This window comes from Variovorax pasteuri (genome assembly GCF_051216435.1).
Taxonomy (GTDB): Bacteria; Pseudomonadota; Gammaproteobacteria; order Burkholderiales; family Burkholderiaceae_C; genus Variovorax.
Window position 1 is genome coordinate 701,194 of the sequence record NZ_JBPJZS010000002.1, and the last position, 18,773, is coordinate 719,966.

15 protein-coding genes are annotated in these 18,773 nt (G+C 68.4%); 12 read left to right on the top strand and 3 right to left on the bottom strand.

The genetic code is table 11. The features are described 5' to 3' along the window. Window positions 1–92: 92 nt before the first annotated feature. Both ACSFBM_RS10405 and ACSFBM_RS10410 read right to left on the bottom strand, forming a co-directional pair. Complete coding sequence (locus ACSFBM_RS10405; protein WP_435484262.1) at window positions 93–1,265, bottom strand: pyridoxal phosphate-dependent aminotransferase; 1,173 nt, start codon at window positions 1,263–1,265, stop codon at window positions 93–95. Window positions 1,266–1,295: 30 nt separating this feature from the next. Continuing rightward, entirely contained in the window at window positions 1,296–2,591 is a 1,296-nt protein-coding gene (locus tag ACSFBM_RS10410) for a branched-chain amino acid ABC transporter substrate-binding protein (RefSeq protein ID WP_435484263.1), read from the bottom strand. Window positions 2,592–2,715: 124 nt separating this feature from the next. On the opposite strand from ACSFBM_RS10410, the gene ACSFBM_RS10415 reads away from it, so the two are divergent. Both ACSFBM_RS10415 and ACSFBM_RS10420 read left to right on the top strand, forming a co-directional pair. Next, complete coding sequence (locus ACSFBM_RS10415; protein WP_435436600.1) at window positions 2,716–3,087, top strand: Hsp20/alpha crystallin family protein; 372 nt, start codon at window positions 2,716–2,718, stop codon at window positions 3,085–3,087. Window positions 3,088–3,276: 189 nt separating this feature from the next. Beyond that, window positions 3,277–4,029 (top strand): alpha/beta hydrolase-fold protein, encoded by a 753-nt coding sequence (locus ACSFBM_RS10420; protein ID WP_435484264.1) that lies wholly within the window; start codon window positions 3,277–3,279, stop codon window positions 4,027–4,029. Here the strand turns inward: ACSFBM_RS10420 and tsaD are convergent. Beyond that, entirely contained in the window at window positions 3,968–5,026 is a 1,059-nt protein-coding gene (gene tsaD, locus ACSFBM_RS10425; RefSeq protein ID WP_435484265.1) for a tRNA (adenosine(37)-N6)-threonylcarbamoyltransferase complex transferase subunit TsaD, read from the bottom strand. The genes ACSFBM_RS10420 and tsaD overlap by 62 nt on opposite strands. Before the next feature lie 114 nt (window positions 5,027–5,140). On the opposite strand from tsaD, the gene ACSFBM_RS10430 reads away from it, so the two are divergent. The 10 genes from ACSFBM_RS10430 to ACSFBM_RS10475 all read left to right on the top strand — a co-directional run bounded on the left by ACSFBM_RS10430 (window position 5,141) and on the right by ACSFBM_RS10475 (window position 18,769). Then, window positions 5,141–6,403 carry a nitrate- and nitrite sensing domain-containing protein gene (locus ACSFBM_RS10430; RefSeq protein WP_435436597.1) on the top strand — a complete coding sequence of 421 codons (1,263 nt, stop codon included), beginning with the start codon at window positions 5,141–5,143 and terminating at the stop codon, window positions 6,401–6,403. Between the two features lie 354 nt (window positions 6,404–6,757). Then, window positions 6,758–8,002: a CmpA/NrtA family ABC transporter substrate-binding protein gene (locus ACSFBM_RS10435; protein ID WP_435484266.1), complete on the top strand. Its 1,245-nt coding sequence runs from the start codon at window positions 6,758–6,760 to the stop codon at window positions 8,000–8,002. A gap of 10 nt (window positions 8,003–8,012) precedes the next feature. Next, the gene (ntrB, locus tag ACSFBM_RS10440) at window positions 8,013–8,930 is read left to right on the top strand and encodes a nitrate ABC transporter permease (protein ID WP_435484267.1); all 918 of its coding nucleotides are present in this window, start codon (window positions 8,013–8,015) and stop codon (window positions 8,928–8,930) included. 55 nt (window positions 8,931–8,985) lie between these two features. Beyond that, entirely contained in the window at window positions 8,986–9,795 is an 810-nt protein-coding gene (locus ACSFBM_RS10445; protein WP_435444179.1) for an ABC transporter ATP-binding protein, read from the top strand. Window positions 9,796–9,821: 26 nt separating this feature from the next. Then, window positions 9,822–12,302, top strand: a complete 2,481-nt coding sequence (gene nirB / locus ACSFBM_RS10450; RefSeq protein ID WP_435484268.1) for a nitrite reductase large subunit NirB — start codon at window positions 9,822–9,824, stop codon at window positions 12,300–12,302. An 11-nt stretch (window positions 12,303–12,313) separates the two neighbouring features. Beyond that, entirely contained in the window at window positions 12,314–12,727 is a 414-nt protein-coding gene (nirD, locus tag ACSFBM_RS10455) for a nitrite reductase small subunit NirD (protein WP_435484269.1), read from the top strand. Window positions 12,728–12,766: 39 nt separating this feature from the next. Continuing rightward, window positions 12,767–15,616 carry a nitrate reductase gene (locus ACSFBM_RS10460; RefSeq protein ID WP_435484790.1) on the top strand — a complete coding sequence of 950 codons (2,850 nt, stop codon included), beginning with the start codon at window positions 12,767–12,769 and terminating at the stop codon, window positions 15,614–15,616. Between the two features lie 185 nt (window positions 15,617–15,801). Then, entirely contained in the window at window positions 15,802–16,707 is a 906-nt protein-coding gene (gene ybiB / locus ACSFBM_RS10465; RefSeq protein WP_435484270.1) for a DNA-binding protein YbiB, read from the top strand. Continuing rightward, window positions 16,704–17,519 carry a uroporphyrinogen-III C-methyltransferase gene (gene cobA, locus ACSFBM_RS10470; protein ID WP_435484271.1) on the top strand — a complete coding sequence of 272 codons (816 nt, stop codon included), beginning with the start codon at window positions 16,704–16,706 and terminating at the stop codon, window positions 17,517–17,519. The genes ybiB and cobA overlap by 4 nt, the downstream gene beginning before the upstream one ends. Before the next feature lie 137 nt (window positions 17,520–17,656). Further along, window positions 17,657–18,769: an ABC transporter ATP-binding protein gene (locus tag ACSFBM_RS10475; RefSeq protein ID WP_435484272.1), complete on the top strand. Its 1,113-nt coding sequence runs from the start codon at window positions 17,657–17,659 to the stop codon at window positions 18,767–18,769. The last annotated feature ends 4 nt before the right edge of the window (window positions 18,770–18,773 follow it).

Here is an 18,773-nt window from a genome sequence, read left to right on the forward strand (position 1 = left end):
GGAACTGCCCTCACCGTGCGCCTTGCGGCATGCAAAGCCTCGGGATTATAGCCCGGGCCCGATTGCCCCCGGGCCGCAGGCCATTCGCGGGCTCAGCCCTGGCGCTGCGGCTGCTGTGCCAGCCAGTTGCGCAGGCGCTCCACCCCCGCCACCAGCCGCTGCGGGTCCTTCGACGCGAAGCACCAGCGCAGCCAGCCCTGTGCCTCGGGCGCAAAGGCGTTGCCCGGCGCGAGCCCCAGGCCGGCTTCGGCCACCAGCCGCTTGGCCACCTCGAGCGAGTCGCCGAAGCCTTCGAGCCGGAAGAAGGCGTACATGCCGCCCTTGGCCGACGCCACTTGCACACCCGGCACGGCCGCCAGCAGCGGCACCAGCGTGTCGCGGCACAGCTTCAGGTGCGCCACCACGCGCGGCGTGATCTCGCCCGTGTGCTCGATGGCGGTGAGGGCGGCGCGCTGCGTGAACACACTGGCGCACGAGGTGTTGAACTCGATCAGCTTGCCGATGCCGTCCACCATCGACGGCGGCAGCACCAGCCAGCCCAGGCGCCAGCCGGTCATCAGGAAGCTCTTCGAGAAGCTGTGCGTCACGACGAGGCGATCGTCCGCTTTCGAGATGTCGAGGAAGCTCGGCGCGCAGCCATTGGCCGTCGGCTCGTAGTACAGCCGCTCGTACACCTCGTCGGCCAGGATCCAGGTGCCGGTCTGGCGGCAGTGGTCGAGCACGGCTTGCTGCTCGTCGCGCGTCATGGTCCAGCCGGTGGGGTTGTTGGGCGCGTTGACGATCAGCAGCTTCGTCTTCGGCGTGACCGCTGCGCGCAGCGCCGGCAGGTCGAGCGTCCACTGCCCGTTCACCGGCACCAGCGGCAGCGTGCGGACCTGCGCGCCCATGATCGCGGGCTGCGCCGTGAGGTTGGGCCACACCGGCGTGACGGCGACCACCTCGTCGCCCGCATCGACCAGCGCCTGCACCGCGAGCATCAGCGCGCTCACGCCGCCCGAGGTCACGGCAATGCGCGAGGCGTCGACCGCCGGGTGCAGCGCGCTGGTGTAGCGCGCGATGGCCTGGCGCAACTCGGGCAGGCCGAGGTTGTGCGAATAGAAAGTCTCGCCGCGCTGCAGCGACTCGATGGCCGCCTGGCGGATCACCTCGGGCGTGACTTCGTCGCTTTCACCGAACCAGAAGGCCAGCACGTCGTCGCGCCCCATGCCGGCGTTGGCGACTTCGCGGATCTTCGATGCTTCGAGGTTGTGGATGGCTTCACGCATGTCCTGTGTTCCTGGTGTTCGGGGGTTGGGTTACGAAGGTCTCTTCATCTTGCACGACGTCGGCAGTTCGGCGCGCTCGGGCGCGATGGTCTTCACCACGCGAAAGCCGTACCCGGAGCCCTCGACATCGAACTGCACGCCCGGCCTGCCCTGCCGGTCCATCACGCCCACCACGAGCTGCTGCTGGAACTGGTGATCGGTGGCGCGCATGCGGCCGCGCTGGCCGTAGAGGCTCACGTCGGCCTGTTCCAGTGCGCGCGCGAGCGGCACCGCATCGACACTGCCCGCGCGTTCGACGGCCTGCGCGAGCGCCTCGACCATCAACTGCAGCCGCATGTGCACATAGTCGTCGGCCGGCTTCGGAAAACGTGCGCGAAAGGCGCGATAGAAGGCTTCCGACTGCGGGGTCTGCACGTTCGGCAGCCAGTCGGCCACCGCGATCACGCGGCCGATGCCCGCGTCGCCGATGGCGGCCGGAGCACCCAGCGCATTGCCGTAGAAGGTATAGAAGGTGCCGTTGAAACCCGCCTCGCGCGCGGCCTTCACCAGCAGCGTGAGGTCGTTGCCCCAGTTGCCCGTGACCACGGCCTGCGCGCCGCTGGCGATGATCTTGGTGGCATAGGGCGCGAAGTCCTTCACCTTGCCCATGGGATGCAGTTCGTCGCCAACGATCTCCACGTCGGGACGCTGCACCCCGAGTTGCCTGCGCGCCTCGCGCAGCACCGCCTGCCCGAAGCTGTAGTCCTGCCCGATCAGGTACACGCGCTTGAGCGCGGCGTCGTCCTTCACCGCGGCCATCAGCGCGGCCACGCGCATGTCGGCATGCGCATCGAAGCGGAAGTGCCAGAAGCTGCAGCGCTCGTTGGTGAGCACCGGATCGACCGCCGCGTAGTTGAGAAAGATCACGCCCCGCGACGGATCGCGCTCGTTGTTCTTGTCGATGGCATCGACCAGCGCCGACGCAGTGGCCGACGAGTTGCCCTGCAGCACGATGCGCGCGCCGTCGTCCATCGCGGCGCGCAGCGCGGAAAGCGCTTCCTCGTTCTGACCCTTGCTGTCGTAGCGGTCGAGTTGCAAGGGCCGCGCACCGCCGGGCAGCTTGACGCCGCCGCGTGCGTTCACCCGCTCCACCGCCCACAGCAGGTTGCGAAACACCGCCTCGCCGGTGTTGGCGAACGGGCCGCTCATGCTTTCGATCAGGGCCAGGCGGATGGGTGCGGGAGGCGACGACGGCGCTGCTTGCGCCAGCGCGGCGAAGGGCCTCGCGCATAGCGCCAGCGCCGCGAATTTCAAGGCCTCGCGGCGCCAAATAAAGGGGGGATTCATTGTCTTGAAACGCGTGCGGCTGCGCCTAGATGAGGTGTCAAGCGGCACTCACGATTGAACGGCCGCGCAGTGTAAGGGACACACATTCCTTGTCCCCATTGTGTTGACTCAGGAGTTCTTCATCATGTTTTTCGCACCCACCATCCGCACCGCCCGCTTCGCTCCCCGTGCCTATGACCGCGCCTTCGAACGCTTCGCCAGCGAAGCCTTCGCCGGCACCGGCCGTTCGCCGCTCGTGGAACAGGACGACACCAGCTGGACCCTGTCGCTCGACGTGCCGGGCCTCGCTCGCGAAGACCTCGTCATCAACATCGAAGGCCCCGTGGTGCGCATCGACAGCAAGGCCGAAGCCAAGCGCCAGTTCAAGGCCGCCTACGAGCTGCCGCTGGACATCGACGTGACCGCGAGCGACGCCAAGCTCGAGAACGGCGTGCTCACGCTCAAGCTCGGCAAGCGCGTTCCGGTGAGCCAGGCCGCGCAGTTGCAAATCAACTAGTTCGGCTCAAGCCCACAAGAAGAAAGTGTCACCAAAGGTTCACTTTGACTTTGAACATGCTCCCTATCCACAATAGGGCCGCATAACGTCACATCATGTGACGTTTTCTTAGTACTTTCTTCTTCGTGGGCGTCTCGTAAACGCATCGAGTTCCATGACGGTGCGGGTCGGGTGCCCCCTCACGGCACCATGCAAACACATCTCCAACCCGCCAGTCCCGACGAACAGTCAGACACGCTCCTGATCTTCCTGCCGGGTGCGTACCTCAAGCCCGACGAGTTCGAGCGAGAGGGATTCATCGCCGCAGTGCGCGAACGCCATCTGGCAGCCGATGCGTTGCTGGTCGATGCGGACGTCTCCTACTACTACGAGCAGACCCTGAGCGACCGCCTGCACGCCGATGTCATCGAGCCCCAGCGCGCCAAGGGCTACAAGTCGATCTGGCTCGTGGGCATTTCCATCGGCGGCTTCGGCGCCTTGATCCACGAACTGGCGCGCCCGGGCTCGGTGGACGGCATTGTGGCCCTGGCGCCCTACCTCGGGCGGCGCGTGCTCGGCGCGGAGATCAAGAAAGCCGGCGGCCTGCGCACATGGCAGGCCCCGACCGGCCCGCAGCCCGACGAGGAACCCGACCGCAAGCTGTGGCCCTTCTTCCAGCAGTACCTGCAGGACCAGACCTCGAAGGACCTGCCTCCGCTCTACCTGGGGTTCGGTCTTGAAGACCGCTTCGTCAACAACCACAGGCTGCTGGCCGACGCCCTGCCGTCGGGACAGGTATTCACCACCGAAGGCGGCCACGACTGGCCGCAATGGCGCCAGCTCTGGCGCAACATGCTCGACGTGCTGCCGCTGCCGTCGATCGGCCGCGCGCGGCAACCGGTTACGCAGTCTCCGGTAGCGTTGCCTCGGGCGACAGCGGCGCCATGGGCCATCGCGGCTTGACGTCGAACGCGTAGCGCTCGCTGGCCTGCGACAGGCCGGATTGCAGGCGCATCGCGGCAGCCATGGCGATCATGGCGCCGTTGTCGGTGCACAGGTGCAGCTCGGGGTAGTGCACGCGCACCCGGCGCTTGGCGCAGGCGGCATTCAGCTGCTCGCGCAGATTCGCGTTGGCCCCCACCCCACCCGCCACCACCAGGCGTTTCAGCCCGGTCTGGTCGAGCGCGGCGAGCGACTTCTTCAGCAGCACCTCGACGATGGCCGCCTGCGTGGATGCCGCCAGGTCGGCCTTGTTCGCCTCCAGCGTGTCGCCGAGCTTCTTGGCCTGCGTGAGCACGGCGGTCTTCAGGCCGGCGAACGAGAAGTCGAGATCGCCGCTGTGCAGCAGCGGGCGCGGCAGCTTGAACGCCGTGGCATTGCCGCCCTCGGCCAGCTTCGCGAGCCACGGGCCGCCGGGGTACGGCAGTCCCATGAGCTTGGCGCTCTTGTCGAAGGCCTCGCCGGCCGCATCGTCGATGGTCTCGCCTAGCAATGCGTAGCGGCCCACGCCGTCCACCCGCATCAGCTGCGTGTGGCCGCCCGACACCAGCAGCGCGACGAACGGAAACTCCGGCGGATCGGCGCTCAGGAACGGCGACAGCAGGTGCCCTTCGAGGTGATGCACGCCCAGCACCGGCTTGCCCAGCGCCACGCCCAGCGCGCACGCCACGCCGGCACCCACGAGCAGCGCGCCCGCCAGGCCCGGGCCGCGCGTGTACGCGACCACGTCGATGTCGGCGAGCGAACGGCCTGCCTCGGCCATGACGGCTTCGGTCAGCGGCAACACGCGGCGGATGTGGTCGCGGCTGGCCAGTTCGGGCACCACGCCGCCGTAGGCCTGGTGCATGGCGATCTGGCTGTGCAGCGCGTGCGAAAGCAGCACCGGCAGCGCGTCGCCGTGCGACTCGACCAGCGCCACGCCGGTTTCATCGCAGGATGATTCGATTCCCAACAAGAGCATGCCGCCGAGTGTAGGTGGCGCCTGCCGCGCCCGTCCCGCGAAGGGACAAGCGCGCGCCAGAGGCACGGATGTTGCGATACTTGAAACGACCCTGCGCATTCCCCGCGCCCCACCATGAAATCCGGACTGAGCTTCCTCATCGCCGCACGCCGCTGCGAAATCGACGAACTGGACCAGCTCGCCCGCACCAGCGAGCTGGTGAGCGTGATCGGCCGCCTGGTGCACGCGCTGCAGCGCGAGCGCGGCATGTCGAACATCTTCCTCGCCACGCGCGGCGCCCGCTTCGCGGAACAGCGCGGCCCGCAGATCGCCGAATGCCTGGCGCTCGAGCAGGAGGTGCGCGCCGGTTTCGACCAGTTGGCAACCGACGACCACCGCGGCGTGGGCGCGGGCAACGGCGCGCGACTGTTCAGCCGCATCGCCTTCGTGCTGCCGGGGCTGGACGCACTGCCCGCCTTGCGCCGCCGCATCGACGCACTGGAACTCAAGCCGGCACAGGCGGTCGCGGCCTTCGCCAAGCTGATCGCCGGCCTGTTGTCGGTGGTGTTCGAAGCGGCCGACGGTGCCGCCGACCCCGAGATCTCGCGCCTGCTTGTCGCGATGTTCAACTTCATGCAGGGCAAGGAGTTCGCCGGCCAGGAGCGCGCTTTCGGGGCCGCCGCGCTCGCGCTGGGCCGAAGCGACGAGGCGCAGCGCCTGCAATGGCTGCACCTGATCGAGTCGCAGGAGCGTTGCTTCCAGGTCTTCACCGACTTTTCGGGCGACACCGTGCTCGCGCTGTGGCGCGACAGCCAGCCCGACGCCATGCTGGCCGAGCTGGAGCGCATGCGGCGGCGCGGCGCCTCCCCCGCCCAGGCCGACGCCCCGCTGAGCCAGGCCTGGTTCGACTGCTGCACCCGCCGCATCGACGCCATGAAGACGGTGGAAGACCGCCTGGCCGCCGACCTGCGCGCGCTGTGCGAGCACAAGACCGCGCAGGCGCGCCACGAGCTGCAGGAATACCAGCAAGTGCTCGACACGCTGGCCCCGCAGGCCGGCGCGCTGTTCTTCGACGACGCCGACGCCCAGGCCGCCGCGCCCGCGCAGTTCGGCCGGCACCTGGAGCGTTCGGTGGTCGACATGGTCCGCGAGCAGTCGCTACGCCTGCAGGCCATGAGCGACGAGCTCGAGACCGTGCGCGCCTCGCTCAACGAACGCAAGGTCGTCGAGCGTGCCAAGGGCCTGCTGATGGCGCACCGCCGCCTCAGCGAAGAAGACGCGCACAAGATGCTGCGCCAGACCGCCATGAACCAGAACCGGCGGCTGGTGGACGTGGCCGAGTCGATGCTGGCCATGGCCGACTACCTGCCCGTGGTCGACCGCGCGCCACCACGCTGAAACGCAAAGGTTTCAACTTGGTGCAGCGCACAACAAACGTGCCCGCGCCGGTTTCATAGGCAAATATAGCGCTTGCCCGCGTCTGAAGGCCGCACCACGCTCCTTTATTGATAGCAAACAGGTGACCTGACCAGCTGGCACAGCGTTTGCATGTACGCATGCCTACAGACCCCCCAATGGGTCTTCAGGCAGGCGGCACCCAATGGCGGGTGCTTCCCACCTGACCGGACAAAGGCGTCCCCATCCCGCAAGGGCTCGTTCTCGAGCAGCCCCTGCGCGGTGCGGACGCCTTTTTTCGTTTCCGTTTTTGTTTCGTCTTTCCTGTTTGTTCGTCTTCCACCGGAGCCCCGCCCCATGACCGATCTGCTCAAAACCCGCCTCAGCCGACGCCGCGTATTGCAAGCCGCCGCCATCGGCGCCGTGGGCATCGACCCCGCCCTGCGCTCGGCCGTCTGGGCCGCGGGCTCGGACAAGCCAGAGAAGGAAGAAGTGAAGATCGGCTTCATTCCGCTGACCGACTGCGCCAGCGTGGTCATGGCCTCGGTGCTGGGCATCGACAAGAAGTACGGCGTGAAGATCGTCCCCAGCAAGGAAGCCAGTTGGGCCGGCGTGCGCGACAAGCTGGTCAACGGCGAGCTCGACTTCGCCCATGTGCTCTACGGCCTCGTCTACGGCGTGCACGTGGGCGCCGGCGGCCCGAAGAAGGACATGGCCGTGCTCATGACCCTGAACAACAACGGCCAGGCCATCACGCTGTCGAAGAAGCTGGCCGACAAGGGCGCCGTCGATGCCGCATCGCTCGCCAAGCTCATCGCCACCGAGAAGCGCGAATACACCTTCGCCCAGACCTTTCCCACCGGCACCCACGCCATGTGGCTGTACTACTGGCTCGCCTCGGCCGGCATCGATCCGTTCAAGGACGTGAAGAACATCACCGTGCCGCCGCCGCAGATGGTGGCCAACATGCGCATCGGCAACATGGACGGCTACTGCGTGGGCGAGCCCTGGGGCCAGCGCGCGATCATGGACGGCATCGGCATCACGGCCATCACCACGCAGGACATCTGGAAGGACCATCCCGAGAAGGTGCTGGGCACCACCGGCGACTTCGTCAAGAAGTACCCCAACACCGCGCGCGCCGTGACCGCGGCCATCCTGGAGGCCGGCAAGTGGATCGACGCCGGCCTGCAGAACAAGAACAAGATGGCCGAGACCATCGCCGACAAGAGCTACGTCAACACCAGCGTGGACGCCATCAACCAGCGCATCCTGGGCCGCTACACCAACGGCCTGGGCAAGAGCTGGGACGACCCCAACCACATGAAGTTCTACAACGACGGCGCCGTGAACTTCCCCTACCTGTCGGACGGCATGTGGTTCCTCACGCAGCACAAGCGCTGGGGCCTGCTGAAGGAACACCCCGACTACCTGAAGGTGGCCACCGAGATCAACCGCATCGACATCTACAAGCAGGCCGCCGCCGCCACGCAGACGCCGGTGCCCAAGGACGCGATGCGCACCAGCAAGCTGTTCGACGGCACGGTGTGGGACGGCAAGGATCCGAAGAAGTACGCCGAGTCTTTCAAGCTTCATGCATAGGGAGAACAACATGGTCAGCGCCGTCTTTCATTCGCCCCTCGATGCGTCTCTCCCCCTGCCGCCCGCGCCAGCGCGTGCGGCGGAGGCTCCTCAACCTGCGGCCGCCCCCGCGGTGCAGGGAGAGCCAAGGCAACGCACGCCCCTGGACCTGCGCGCCTTCTGGATGCACGTGCTGCCGCCGCTCGCGGGCTTCGGCCTGCTGCTGCTGGTGTGGGAACTCATTGCCGTGAACAGCACCACCGGCTTTCCCACGCCGCTGGCGGTGTGGCACCAGGCCGTGACCGTGTTCAGCGACCCGTTCTACAGCAAGGGCCCCAACGACCAAGGCGTGGGCTGGAACGTGCTCTCGTCGCTGCAGCGCGTGGCGCTGGGCTTCGGCCTGGCGGCGCTGGTGGGCATTCCGGCGGGCTTCGCCATCGGCCGCTTCGAGTTCCTCGCGCGCATGTTCAACCCGCTCATCAGCCTGCTGCGCCCGGTGTCCCCGCTGGCCTGGCTGCCCATCGGCCTGCTGGTGTTCAAGGGCGCCAACCCGGCGGCCATCTGGACCATCTTCATCTGCTCGATCTGGCCGATGGTCATCAACACCGCCGTGGGCGTGCAGCGCGTGCCTTCCGACTACATGAACGTGGCCAAGGTGCTGAACCTGAGCGAATGGAAGATCCTCACCAAGATCCTGTTCCCCGCCGTGCTGCCCTACATGCTGACCGGCGTGCGGCTGGCCGTGGGCACCGCCTGGCTGGTGATCGTGGCGGCCGAGATGCTCACGGGCGGCGTGGGCATCGGCTTCTGGGTGTGGGACGAGTGGAACAACCTCAACGTCGCCAACATCATCATCGCGATCTTCGTGATCGGCATCGTCGGCCTGGTGCTGGAGTTCGCGCTCATCAAGCTGGCCACCGCATTCACGTTCGAAGAGGTGAAGTCATGAACCGCACGGCCGCTCCGAAGGCGAATACCGCAGCGCTGCTGCGCGGAGGTTTCCAATGAACGACGACAGCAAGTACATCGAGATCCACGACGTCGAGCAGGCGTTCAAGACGCCCAAGGGCCGCTTCGTCGCGCTGCGCGACGTGAACCTGAACGTGGCCAAGGGCGAGTTCATCACGCTCATCGGCCACTCGGGCTGCGGCAAGTCGACGCTGCTGAACCTGATTGCCGGGCTCACCACGCCCACCCAGGGCGTGCTGCTGTGCGCCAACAGGGAAATCAAGGGCCCCGGCCCCGAGCGCGCGGTGGTGTTCCAGAACCATTCGCTGCTGCCCTGGCTCACCTGCTTCGAGAACGTGTACCTCGCCGTCGAACGCGTGTTCGCGGCCACCGAAGGCAAGGCGCAGCTGCGCGAACGCACCGATGCGGCGCTGGCGCTGGTGGGCCTCACGCCCGCCGCGCAGAAGCGGCCCGGCGAGATTTCCGGCGGCATGAAGCAGCGCGTGGGCATTGCGCGCGCACTGTCGATGGAGCCCAAGGTGCTGTTGATGGACGAGCCCTTCGGCGCGCTCGACGCGCTCACCCGCGCCAAGCTGCAGGACGAGCTGCTCGCCATCGTGCAGAAGACGCACAGCACGGTGGTCATGGTGACGCACGACGTCGACGAGGCCGTGCTGCTGAGCGACCGCATCGTGATGCTCACCAACGGCCCGGCCGCCACCATCGGCGACGTGCTGGCGGTGAACATTGCGCGCCCGCGCAACCGCGTGGCGCTGGCCGAAGACCCGGCCTATGTGCATGCCCGCAAGGCCGTCATCGATTTCCTCTACACGCGCCAGGCGCATGTGGAAAAAACGGCCGCCTGAGGCACCTTTCGCAGGAGCACAACACCATGGACATGCGTGTGAAAAAACAGAAGCTCGTGCTGGTCGGCAACGGCATGGCCGGCGTGCGCACCATCGAGGAACTGCTCAAGGTAGAGCCCGACCTGTACGACATCACGGTGTTCGGCGCGGAGCCGCACCCCAACTACAACCGCATCCTGCTGTCGCCCGTGCTGGCCGGCGAACAGACGGTGGACGAGATCATCCTCAACCCCTGGGCCTGGTACGAAGAGAACGGCATCACGCTGCACGCCGGCAAGAAGGTGGCGAGCGTCGACCGCGTGAAGCGCGTCGTGCGCGCCGAGGACGGCACCGAGGCCGCCTACGACCGCCTGCTGCTGTGCACCGGCTCCAACCCCTTCATGCTGCCCGTGCCGGGCGCCAGGCTCGAAGGCGTCATTGCCTACCGGGACATCGCCGACACCAACCTCATGATCGAGACCGCGAAGACGCACAAGCACGCGGTCGTCATCGGCGGCGGGCTGCTCGGGCTCGAAGCCGCCAACGGACTCATGAAGCGCGGCATGCAGGTCACGGTGGTTCACGTCATGCCCTGGCTCATGGAGCGCCAGCTCGACGAGGTGGCGGGCAAGCTGCTGCAGAAGTCGCTGGAAGACCGCGGCATGAAGTTCCTGATCGGCGCGCAGACGCAGGAGCTGGTCGGTGACGCCGACGACGGCAAGGCCGGCCGGGTCAAATCCATCCGCTTCAAGGACGGCCTCGAAGTGCCGACCGACCTGGTGGTCATGGCCGTGGGCATCCGCCCCAACACCGCACTGGCCGAGAGCATGCGCCTGCACGTCAACCGCGGCATCGTGGTGACGGACACCATGCAGACGGTGACCGACGCGCGCATCTACTCGGTGGGCGAATGCGCGGCGCACCGCGGCATTGCCTATGGGCTGGTGGCACCGCTGTTCGAACAGGCCAAGGTGGCGGCCAACCACCTTGCGATGTTCGGCATCGGCCGCTACATGGGCTCGCTCACCTCCACCAAGCTCAAGGTCACGGGCATCGACCTGTTCAGCGCGGGCGACTTCCAGGGCGGCGAAGGCACCGAGGAAATCGTCATGAGCGACCCCTTCGGCGGCGTGTACAAGAAGCTGGTGATCAAGGACGACAAGCTCGTGGGCGCCTGCCTGTACGGCGACACGGTGGACGGCAGCTGGTACTTCAAGCTGCTGCGCGACGGGCGCAGCGTGCACGACATCCGCGACAAGCTGATGTTCGGGGAATCGAACATCGGCGACACCGGCCATGAAGGCCACAGCAAAGCCGCGAGCATGCCCGACGACGCCGAAGTGTGCGGGTGCAACGGCGTGAACAAGGGCACGATCTGCAAGGCCATCAAGGACAAGGGCCTGTTCACGCTCGACGAGGTGAAGAAGCACACCAAGGCCAGTGCGAGCTGCGGCTCCTGCACCGGGCTGGTCGAGCAGATCCTGATGTTCACGGCCGGCGGCGACTACTCGGCCACGCCGAAGAAAAAGGCCGTGTGCGGCTGCACCGATGCGAGCCACCAGGACGTGCGCGACGCCGTTCGCAAGGAACACTACCTCACGCACGACGAGGTGTACCGCAACCTCGGCTGGCGCACGCCCAACGGCTGCGCCACCTGCCGCCCAGCGGTCAACTACTACCTGATCAGCACCTGGCCGAAGGAGGCGAAGGACGATCCGCAGAGCCGCTTCGTCAACGAGCGCAGCCACGCCAACATCCAGAAGGACGGCAGCTACTCGGTCATTCCGCGCATGTGGGGCGGCCACACCACGCCCGACGAACTGCGCCGCATCGCCGACGCGGCCGACAAGTACAAGATTCCGACCGTCAAGGTCACGGGCGGACAGCGCATCGACCTGCTGGGCGTGAAGAAGGAAGACCTGGAGGGCGTGTGGAAGGACATCGGCATGCCCAGCGGCTTCGCCTACGCCAAGTCGCTGCGCACCGTGAAGACCTGCGTGGGCAGCGAGTGGTGCCGCTTCGGCACGCAGGACTCCACGCAGATGGGCAAGGACCTGGAGCGCGCGCTGTGGGCCATGTACGCGCCGCACAAGGTCAAGCTGGCCGTGTCGGGGTGCCCGCGCAACTGCGCGGAATCGGGCATCAAGGACGTGGGCGTGATCGGTGTCGACTCGGGCTGGGAGCTGTACGTGGGCGGCAACGGCGGCATCAAGACCGAGGTGGCGCAGTTCCTCGTCAAGGTGAAGACCAGCGAGGAAGTGATGGAGTACGCAGGCTCCTTCCTGCAGCTGTACCGCGAGGAAGGCTGGTACCTGGAGCGCACGGTGCACTACATCGCCCGCGTGGGCCTGGACTACGTGAAGAAGAAGATCCTGGACGACGCCGCAGGCCGCAAGGCGCTGTGGGAGCGGTTGCAGTTCGCGCTCGACGGCGAGCCCGACCCGTGGTTCGAATCGGCGCAGGCCTCGGTGGACGTGCGGCAGTTCGCGCCGCTGGCTGTCGCCGACAACGCCGCGCAGCCGGCGTGAAGGGAGACACCATGAGCGATTGGAAAGTCATCTGCCGCATCGACGACATCCCCGTGCTCGGCGCGCGCCGCGTGACGCGGCCCGCGGGCGTGGACGTCGCGGTGTTCCGCAACGCGGACAACCAGGTGTTCGCGCTGCTCGACCGCTGCCCGCACAAGGGCGGCCCGCTGAGCCAGGGCATCGTGTTCGGCACCAGCGTGGCCTGCCCGCTGCACAACTGGGCCATCGGGCTGGACGACGGCTGCGCCAAGTCGCCCGACGAAGGCTGCACGCCGAAGTTCGCGGTGAAGCTCGAAGACGGCGTGGTGCATCTGGATGCGGTCGAACTGGCCACGCATGCCACCGACCTGCCGCGCCCGGTCGCCGGCCCGAGGCCTTTCGCGGTCTTGTCCCCTCTCCTCCACGCCAGCGGTGGAGAGGGCTAGGGTGAGGGCCGCGGCGTGAACACGAACAACAGCATGTCCATGGAACAAGCCGCGAGCCCCCACCCCAACCCTCCCCCGGAAAGGGAGGGAGCAAGAAAGGAAACCCGCTCCACCTGCCCCTACTGCGGCGTCGGCTGCGGCGTCATCATCGAATCGCACGGCGCCGAGATCACCGGCGTGCGCGGCGACCCCGACCACCCGGCCAACTTCGGCCGCCTGTGCACCAAGGGCTCGACGCTGCACCTCACGGCCAGCGCCACGGTCACGCGCCAGACGCGCCTGCTGCAGCCGCTGCAGCGCCTGGCGCGCGACGAAGCGCCCACGGCGGTGCCGTGGCACACCGCGCTGGACAACGCAGCTGGCAAGTTCGCCCAGGTGATTCGCGACCATGGCCCGGACGCAGTCGGCTTCTACGTGTCGGGCCAGTTGCTCACCGAGGACTACTACGTCTTCAACAAGCTCGCCAAGGGCCTGGTGGGCACCAACAACATCGACACCAACTCGCGCCTGTGCATGAGCAGCGCGGTGGCCGGCTACAAGCAGACACTGGGCGCCGACGCGCCGCCGGCCTGCTACGACGACCTGAAGCATGCCGACTGCCTGTTCATCGTGGGCAGCAACACGGCGTGGGCGCACCCCATTCTTTTTCGCCGCATCGAGGACGCGAAGGCCGCGAACCCGGCGCTGAAGATCGTCGTGGCCGACCCGCGCCGCACCGACACGGTCGAGATTGCCGACCTGTTCCTGCCGATCCAGCCCGGCACCGACGTCATGCTGTTCAACGGCATGCTGCACCTGATGCTGTGGGAAGGCTGGACCGACGCGGCGTACATCGCGGCCCACACCGGCGGCTTCGACGCGCTGAAGGCCACGGTGCGCGAATGCACGCCGGACAAGGTGGCGCAGGTGTGCGGCATCTCGAAGGAAGACCTGTTCGAGGCCGCGCGCCTCTTCGCGACCTCGCCAGCCACGCTGAGCCTGTACTGCCAGGGCCTGAACCAATCTTCGAGCGGCACGGCGAAGAACGCGGCGCTCATCAACCTGCACCTGGCCACCGCGCAGATCGGCAAGCCCGGCGCCGGACCGTTCTCGCTGACCGGCCAGCCCAATGCGATGGGCGGTCGCGAAGTGGGCGGCCTCGCCAACCTGCTGAGCGCGCACCGCGACCTGGCAAACCCCGAACACCGTGCGGAAGTGGCCGCGCTGTGGGGCGTGCCTTCGGTGCCCGGGAAGCCGGGCAAGACCGCCATCGAGATGTTCCAGGCCGCGGCCGACGGCGAGATCCGCGCCCTGTGGATCGCCTGCACCAACCCCGCCCAGTCGATGCCCGACCAGGCCACGGTGCGCCGTGCGCTGGAGCGCGCCGAATTCGTCGTGGTGCAGGAGGCCTTCGCCACCACCGCCACCTGCGCCTTCGCCGACCTGCTGCTGCCCGCCACCACCTGGGGCGAAAAGGAAGGCACCGTGACCAACAGCGAGCGCCGCATCTCGCGCGTGCGGGCCGCGGTGCCGGCGCCGGGCGAGGCGCGCAACGACTGGTCGATCGCGGTGGCCTTCGCGCACCGGCTCGAACGGCAACTGGGCCGGAGCTTCACGCTGTTTCCCTACGACACGGCCGAATCGGTGTGGAACGAGCACCGCGAATCGACGCGTGGGCGCGACCTGGACATCACCGGCCTGAGCTACGCGATGCTGGAAACAGCCGGCCCGCAGCAATGGCCGCTGAAGGAAGGCGAAAGCACCGGCCGCGTGCGCCTGTACGAAGACGGCGTGTTCCCCACGCCGGACGGGCGCGCGCGCTTCGTCGACACCGTCTACAAGCCGGTGGCCGAGGCCCGCGAGGCGCGCTACCCCTTCTCGCTGAACACCGGCCGCCTGCGCGACCAGTGGCACGGCATGAGCCGCACCGGCACGGCCGGCCGGCTGTTCGGGCACGTGTCGGAACCGATGGTGCAGATGCATGCGCAGGACATGGCGCGCCGGCAGATCCAGGAAGGCGACCTGGTGCACCTCGCGTCGAAGCGCGGCGCGATCGTCCTGCCGGCGCGCGCCAGCGCCGAGGTCGGCATGAGCCAGGCCTTCGTCGCGATGCACTGGGGCGAGGAATACCTGAGCGGCTGCTCGTCGACCGGCGAGCGGCTCGCGGGCATCAATGCGCTGACCACGCCGGCCTTCTGCCCCACTTCGAAGCAGCCCGAGCTGAAGCACACGCCGGTGAAGATCCTGAAGGCCGAGCTGCCCTGGTCGCTGCTGGCCATGGCCTGGCTGCCCGCCGACGAAGCGCTGACCGCGCACCGCGCGCTGCAGCCCTTGATGGCGATGTTTCCGTTCGCGACCTGCGTGCCGTTCGCGGGGAACACGCAGGGCCAGGAGCGCTGCGGCCTGCTGTTTCGCGCCGCCGCGCACGACGCGCCCGACGAGGCGCTGGTCGAGCAGATCGAAGCCCTGCTCGGCCTGCAGGCCGCCGACACCCTGCGCTACGCCGACCGCCGCCGCGGCCAGCGGCGCTCGGCCCGGCTGGTGCGCCGCCCTGACGGCAGCGCGGGCCTCGACGCCTTTCTGCTGGGCGGCGACACCAGCGCCGAGGCCTGGATCGCCACGCTGCTGCGCGAGGAGCTGCCGGCGCAGACCTACGGCCGCCTGCTGCTGTCGCCGGGCGCACGCGCGCCGGTGGCGGTGCAGTCGCGCGGCAAGACGGTGTGCACCTGTTTCAACGTGGCGGACGTGGCGATACAGACCGAACTGGGGCGTTGCAGCGGCACGGCGGACGAGCGGCTGGCCAAGCTGCAGGGGGCGCTGAAGTGCGGCACGAACTGCGGGTCGTGCATTCCGGAGCTCAAGCGGATGGTGCGGGCGACGGCGGTCGAGGCGGAGGCGGTGGCGCCATGACCCCGCGCATGGCTCCCTCCCCCTTTGGGGGAGGGCTGGGGTGGGGGCAAGCGGCATTCAACGCCGCGCAGCCTCGAAAGCCGCGAGCCCCCATCCCGGCCTTCCCCCAGCGGGGGAAGGAGAAAGACCGGTGCATAAGCCAACTCACATTCCGGCATAAGCCTTGCAGGACAATCGCCCCACCCATGGGAATCAGTCAATACATCAAGGAAATCGGCCGCGGCGCGCGAGGCGCCAGGCCGCTCACACGCGAACAGGCCACCGACCTGTTCGGCCAGGTGCTGGACGGCAGCGTCACCGACCTCGAAATCGGCGGCTTCTGCCTGGCCATGCGCATCAAGGGCGAAACGCCCGAAGAGATGGCCGGCTTTCTGGACGCCACGCACGCCAGGCTGCACCGCATTCCGGCCGGCGACCGTCCGCTGGTCGTGCTGCCCAGCTACAACGGCGCGCGCAAGCTGCCGGTGCTCACGCCCCTGCTGGCGCTGCTGCTGGCCCGCGAAGGCCTGCCGGTGCTGGTGCACGGCAGCGCGAGCGAAACCTCGCGCGTGCTGGCGTCGAACGTGCTCGCGGCGATGGACATTGCGCCGCTGACGGCCGTTCGCCCCATCGCCAACGGCGAAGCCGCCTTCGCACCCACCGAACTGCTCAACCCCGCGCTCAAGCGCCTGCTCGACGTGCGCCGCGTGGTCGGACTGCGCAACCCGGGCCACAGCGTGGTCAAGCTCATGCAGCCCGGCGCCGGCCCCTGCGTGGTGGTCGCCAGCTACACGCACCCCGAATACGCGCGCACCATGGGCGAGACCTTCGAGCTCACGGGCCAGACCGCCCTGCTCTCGCGCGGCCTCGAAGGCGAGGTGGTGTCCGACCCTCGCCGCACCGCGCAGATCGACGGCTTCGTGCGCGGCGTGCGCACCGAGCTGCAGGCCCAGCAGCCGGGCACCACCAGCGAAGTACCGGGCCTGCCGACGGAAATCGACGTGGCCACCACGGCCGCGTACACGCGACGCGTGCTGGCCGGCGAGCTTCCCGTGCCGGCGGCGATCGCGACGCAGGTCAGGCACATCACGCAACTGGCATCCCACGCATGAACAACAACGCCACCCCCACCCCTTCTTCCCTCGTCACCGGGCGCTGCACGCTGGTGGGCGCCGGCCCCGGCGACCCGGAGCTGCTGACGGTCAAGGCGGTGAAGGCGATCCAGGCCGCCACGGTGCTGCTGGTGGACGACCTGGTGAACGACGAGATCCTGGCCTATGCCCGCCCCGGCGCGCGCATCGTGCACGTGGGCAAGCGCGGCGGCTGCAAGAGCACGCCGCAGGCCTTCATCGAGCGGCTGATGATCACCGCCGTGCACGAAGGCGAGACCGTGGTGCGGCTCAAGGGCGGTGACCCCTTCATCTTCGGGCGCGGCGGCGAAGAGGTGGCGCACCTGCGTGAAGCCGGCATCGAATGCGCCGTGGTCAACGGCATCACCGCGGGCTTGGCCGCCGTGACCTCGCTGGGGGTGCCGCTCACGCACCGCGACCATGCGCAGGGCGTGGTGTTCGTCACCGGCCACGCCAAGACCGGTGCGGGCGCGGCCGAAGACCCGACCGACTGGCGCGCGCTGGCCGCCACGGCGTACAACGCGCGCCTGACGCTGGTGATCTACATGGGCGTGGCGGGTGCCGGACACATCGAGCGCGAACTGCTGCAAGGCCTGCCGGGCGACACGCCGGTGGCCGTCATCCAGCACGCGAGCCTGCCGCACCAGCGGCACATCGCGACCACGCTGGACAAGCTGCAGAGCGGCATCGCCGAAGCCGGCCTCGCGAGCCCTGCGGTGATCGTGGTGGGCGACGTGCTGCGCGGCCTGGCCGCGGCGCAGTTGCCGGTGGACGCGGGCAAGTTCGGCACCTGATCCCGCGGCGCTAGCCCGCCGGGCCCGGCTGGCGCAACCTGCACGCGCCGGTCTGTACGCCGTTCGGCCCCCTGGCGGCCCCCGGCCTGCACCCCGGTTTGGTGCGGCGTGGCATGGATCCTGCTCGGTCCTCGGCAATGAATGCCGTCGCCACGCCAGTCCCCGCCGCCGTCGAAATCGTCGCGCTCACCAAGCGCTACGCCGCCGGCACGCCGGCAGCCGTCGACCAGATCGACCTGCGCATCGCCAGCGGCAGCTACTGCTGCCTGCTGGGCCCCTCGGGCTGCGGCAAGAGCACCACGCTGCGCATGATCGCGGGGCACGAGTCGGTCACCAGCGGCGACATCCTTCTCGACAACCGGAACATCACCAACCTGCCCGCCGCCGCACGCGGCACGGCCATGATGTTCCAGAGCTTCGCCCTGTTTCCTCACCTGTCGGCCACCGACAACGTGGCCTTCAGCCTCAAGATGAAAGGCGTCGGCAAGGCCGAACGCCAGAAGCGCGCGCACGACCTGCTCGAACGCGTGGCCATGGGCCACCTGGCCGAGCGCAAGCCCGGCGAACTCTCCGGCGGCCAGCAGCAGCGCGTGGCGCTGGCACGGGCGCTCATCACCGAGCCGCGGGTGCTGCTGCTGGACGAACCGCTGTCCGCGCTCGACCCCTTCCTGCGCATCCAGATGCGCGCCGAACTGCGGCGCTGGCAGAAGGAACTGGGCCTGACCTTCGTGCACGTCACGCACTCGCAGGAAGAAGCGATGGCGCTGGCCGACACCATGGTGGTCATGAACCACGGGGTGATCGAGCAGGTCGGCGCGCCGCACGCCATCTACAACCACCCGGCCAGCGAGTTCGTGGCGCGCTTCATGGGCGGGCACAACGTGTTCGACACGCCCGCCGGCCCGATCGCCGTGCGCAACGACCACATGCGGATTGCCGCGTCGGACAGCGGCGCCACCGGCGGCCTTGTCGCCACGGTGACCGACGTCGAGTACCAGGGCACTTATGTGCTGCTCGGCCTGGCGCTGCAGGCGCCCGCGCCCGGACGCCAGAACGTGTCGGTCCTGCTGGGCGAAGCCGCCTTCCTGGCGAGCCCGATCGCACAGGGCGAGACGGTGCGCCTGTCATGGGCCGACGTCGATGCCCGCACGCTCGGCCCCGGCGTCAAGCCGCCGGGCGAGCGTGCGCCGGCGCCGCCCCCCACCGGCGCCCTGCGCGACGACAACGCCGCGATCGCCATGACCCTGTAGGCAG

Coding starts and splice junctions, on each gene's coding strand:
- ACSFBM_RS10405 (WP_435484262.1), bottom strand. CDS start 1,265: ATGCGTGAAGCCATCCACAACCTCGAAGCATCGAAGATCCGCGAAGTC.
- ACSFBM_RS10410 (WP_435484263.1), bottom strand. CDS start 2,591: ATGAATCCCCCCTTTATTTGGCGCCGCGAGGCCTTGAAATTCGCGGCG.
- ACSFBM_RS10415 (WP_435436600.1), top strand. CDS start 2,716: ATGTTTTTCGCACCCACCATCCGCACCGCCCGCTTCGCTCCCCGTGCC.
- ACSFBM_RS10420 (WP_435484264.1), top strand. CDS start 3,277: ATGCAAACACATCTCCAACCCGCCAGTCCCGACGAACAGTCAGACACG.
- tsaD (WP_435484265.1), bottom strand. CDS start 5,026: ATGCTCTTGTTGGGAATCGAATCATCCTGCGATGAAACCGGCGTGGCG.
- ACSFBM_RS10430 (WP_435436597.1), top strand. CDS start 5,141: ATGAAATCCGGACTGAGCTTCCTCATCGCCGCACGCCGCTGCGAAATC.
- ACSFBM_RS10435 (WP_435484266.1), top strand. CDS start 6,758: ATGACCGATCTGCTCAAAACCCGCCTCAGCCGACGCCGCGTATTGCAA.
- ntrB (WP_435484267.1), top strand. CDS start 8,013: ATGGTCAGCGCCGTCTTTCATTCGCCCCTCGATGCGTCTCTCCCCCTG.
- ACSFBM_RS10445 (WP_435444179.1), top strand. CDS start 8,986: ATGAACGACGACAGCAAGTACATCGAGATCCACGACGTCGAGCAGGCG.
- nirB (WP_435484268.1), top strand. CDS start 9,822: ATGGACATGCGTGTGAAAAAACAGAAGCTCGTGCTGGTCGGCAACGGC.
- nirD (WP_435484269.1), top strand. CDS start 12,314: ATGAGCGATTGGAAAGTCATCTGCCGCATCGACGACATCCCCGTGCTC.
- ACSFBM_RS10460 (WP_435484790.1), top strand. CDS start 12,767: ATGGAACAAGCCGCGAGCCCCCACCCCAACCCTCCCCCGGAAAGGGAG.
- ybiB (WP_435484270.1), top strand. CDS start 15,802: ATGGGAATCAGTCAATACATCAAGGAAATCGGCCGCGGCGCGCGAGGC.
- cobA (WP_435484271.1), top strand. CDS start 16,704: ATGAACAACAACGCCACCCCCACCCCTTCTTCCCTCGTCACCGGGCGC.
- ACSFBM_RS10475 (WP_435484272.1), top strand. CDS start 17,657: ATGAATGCCGTCGCCACGCCAGTCCCCGCCGCCGTCGAAATCGTCGCG.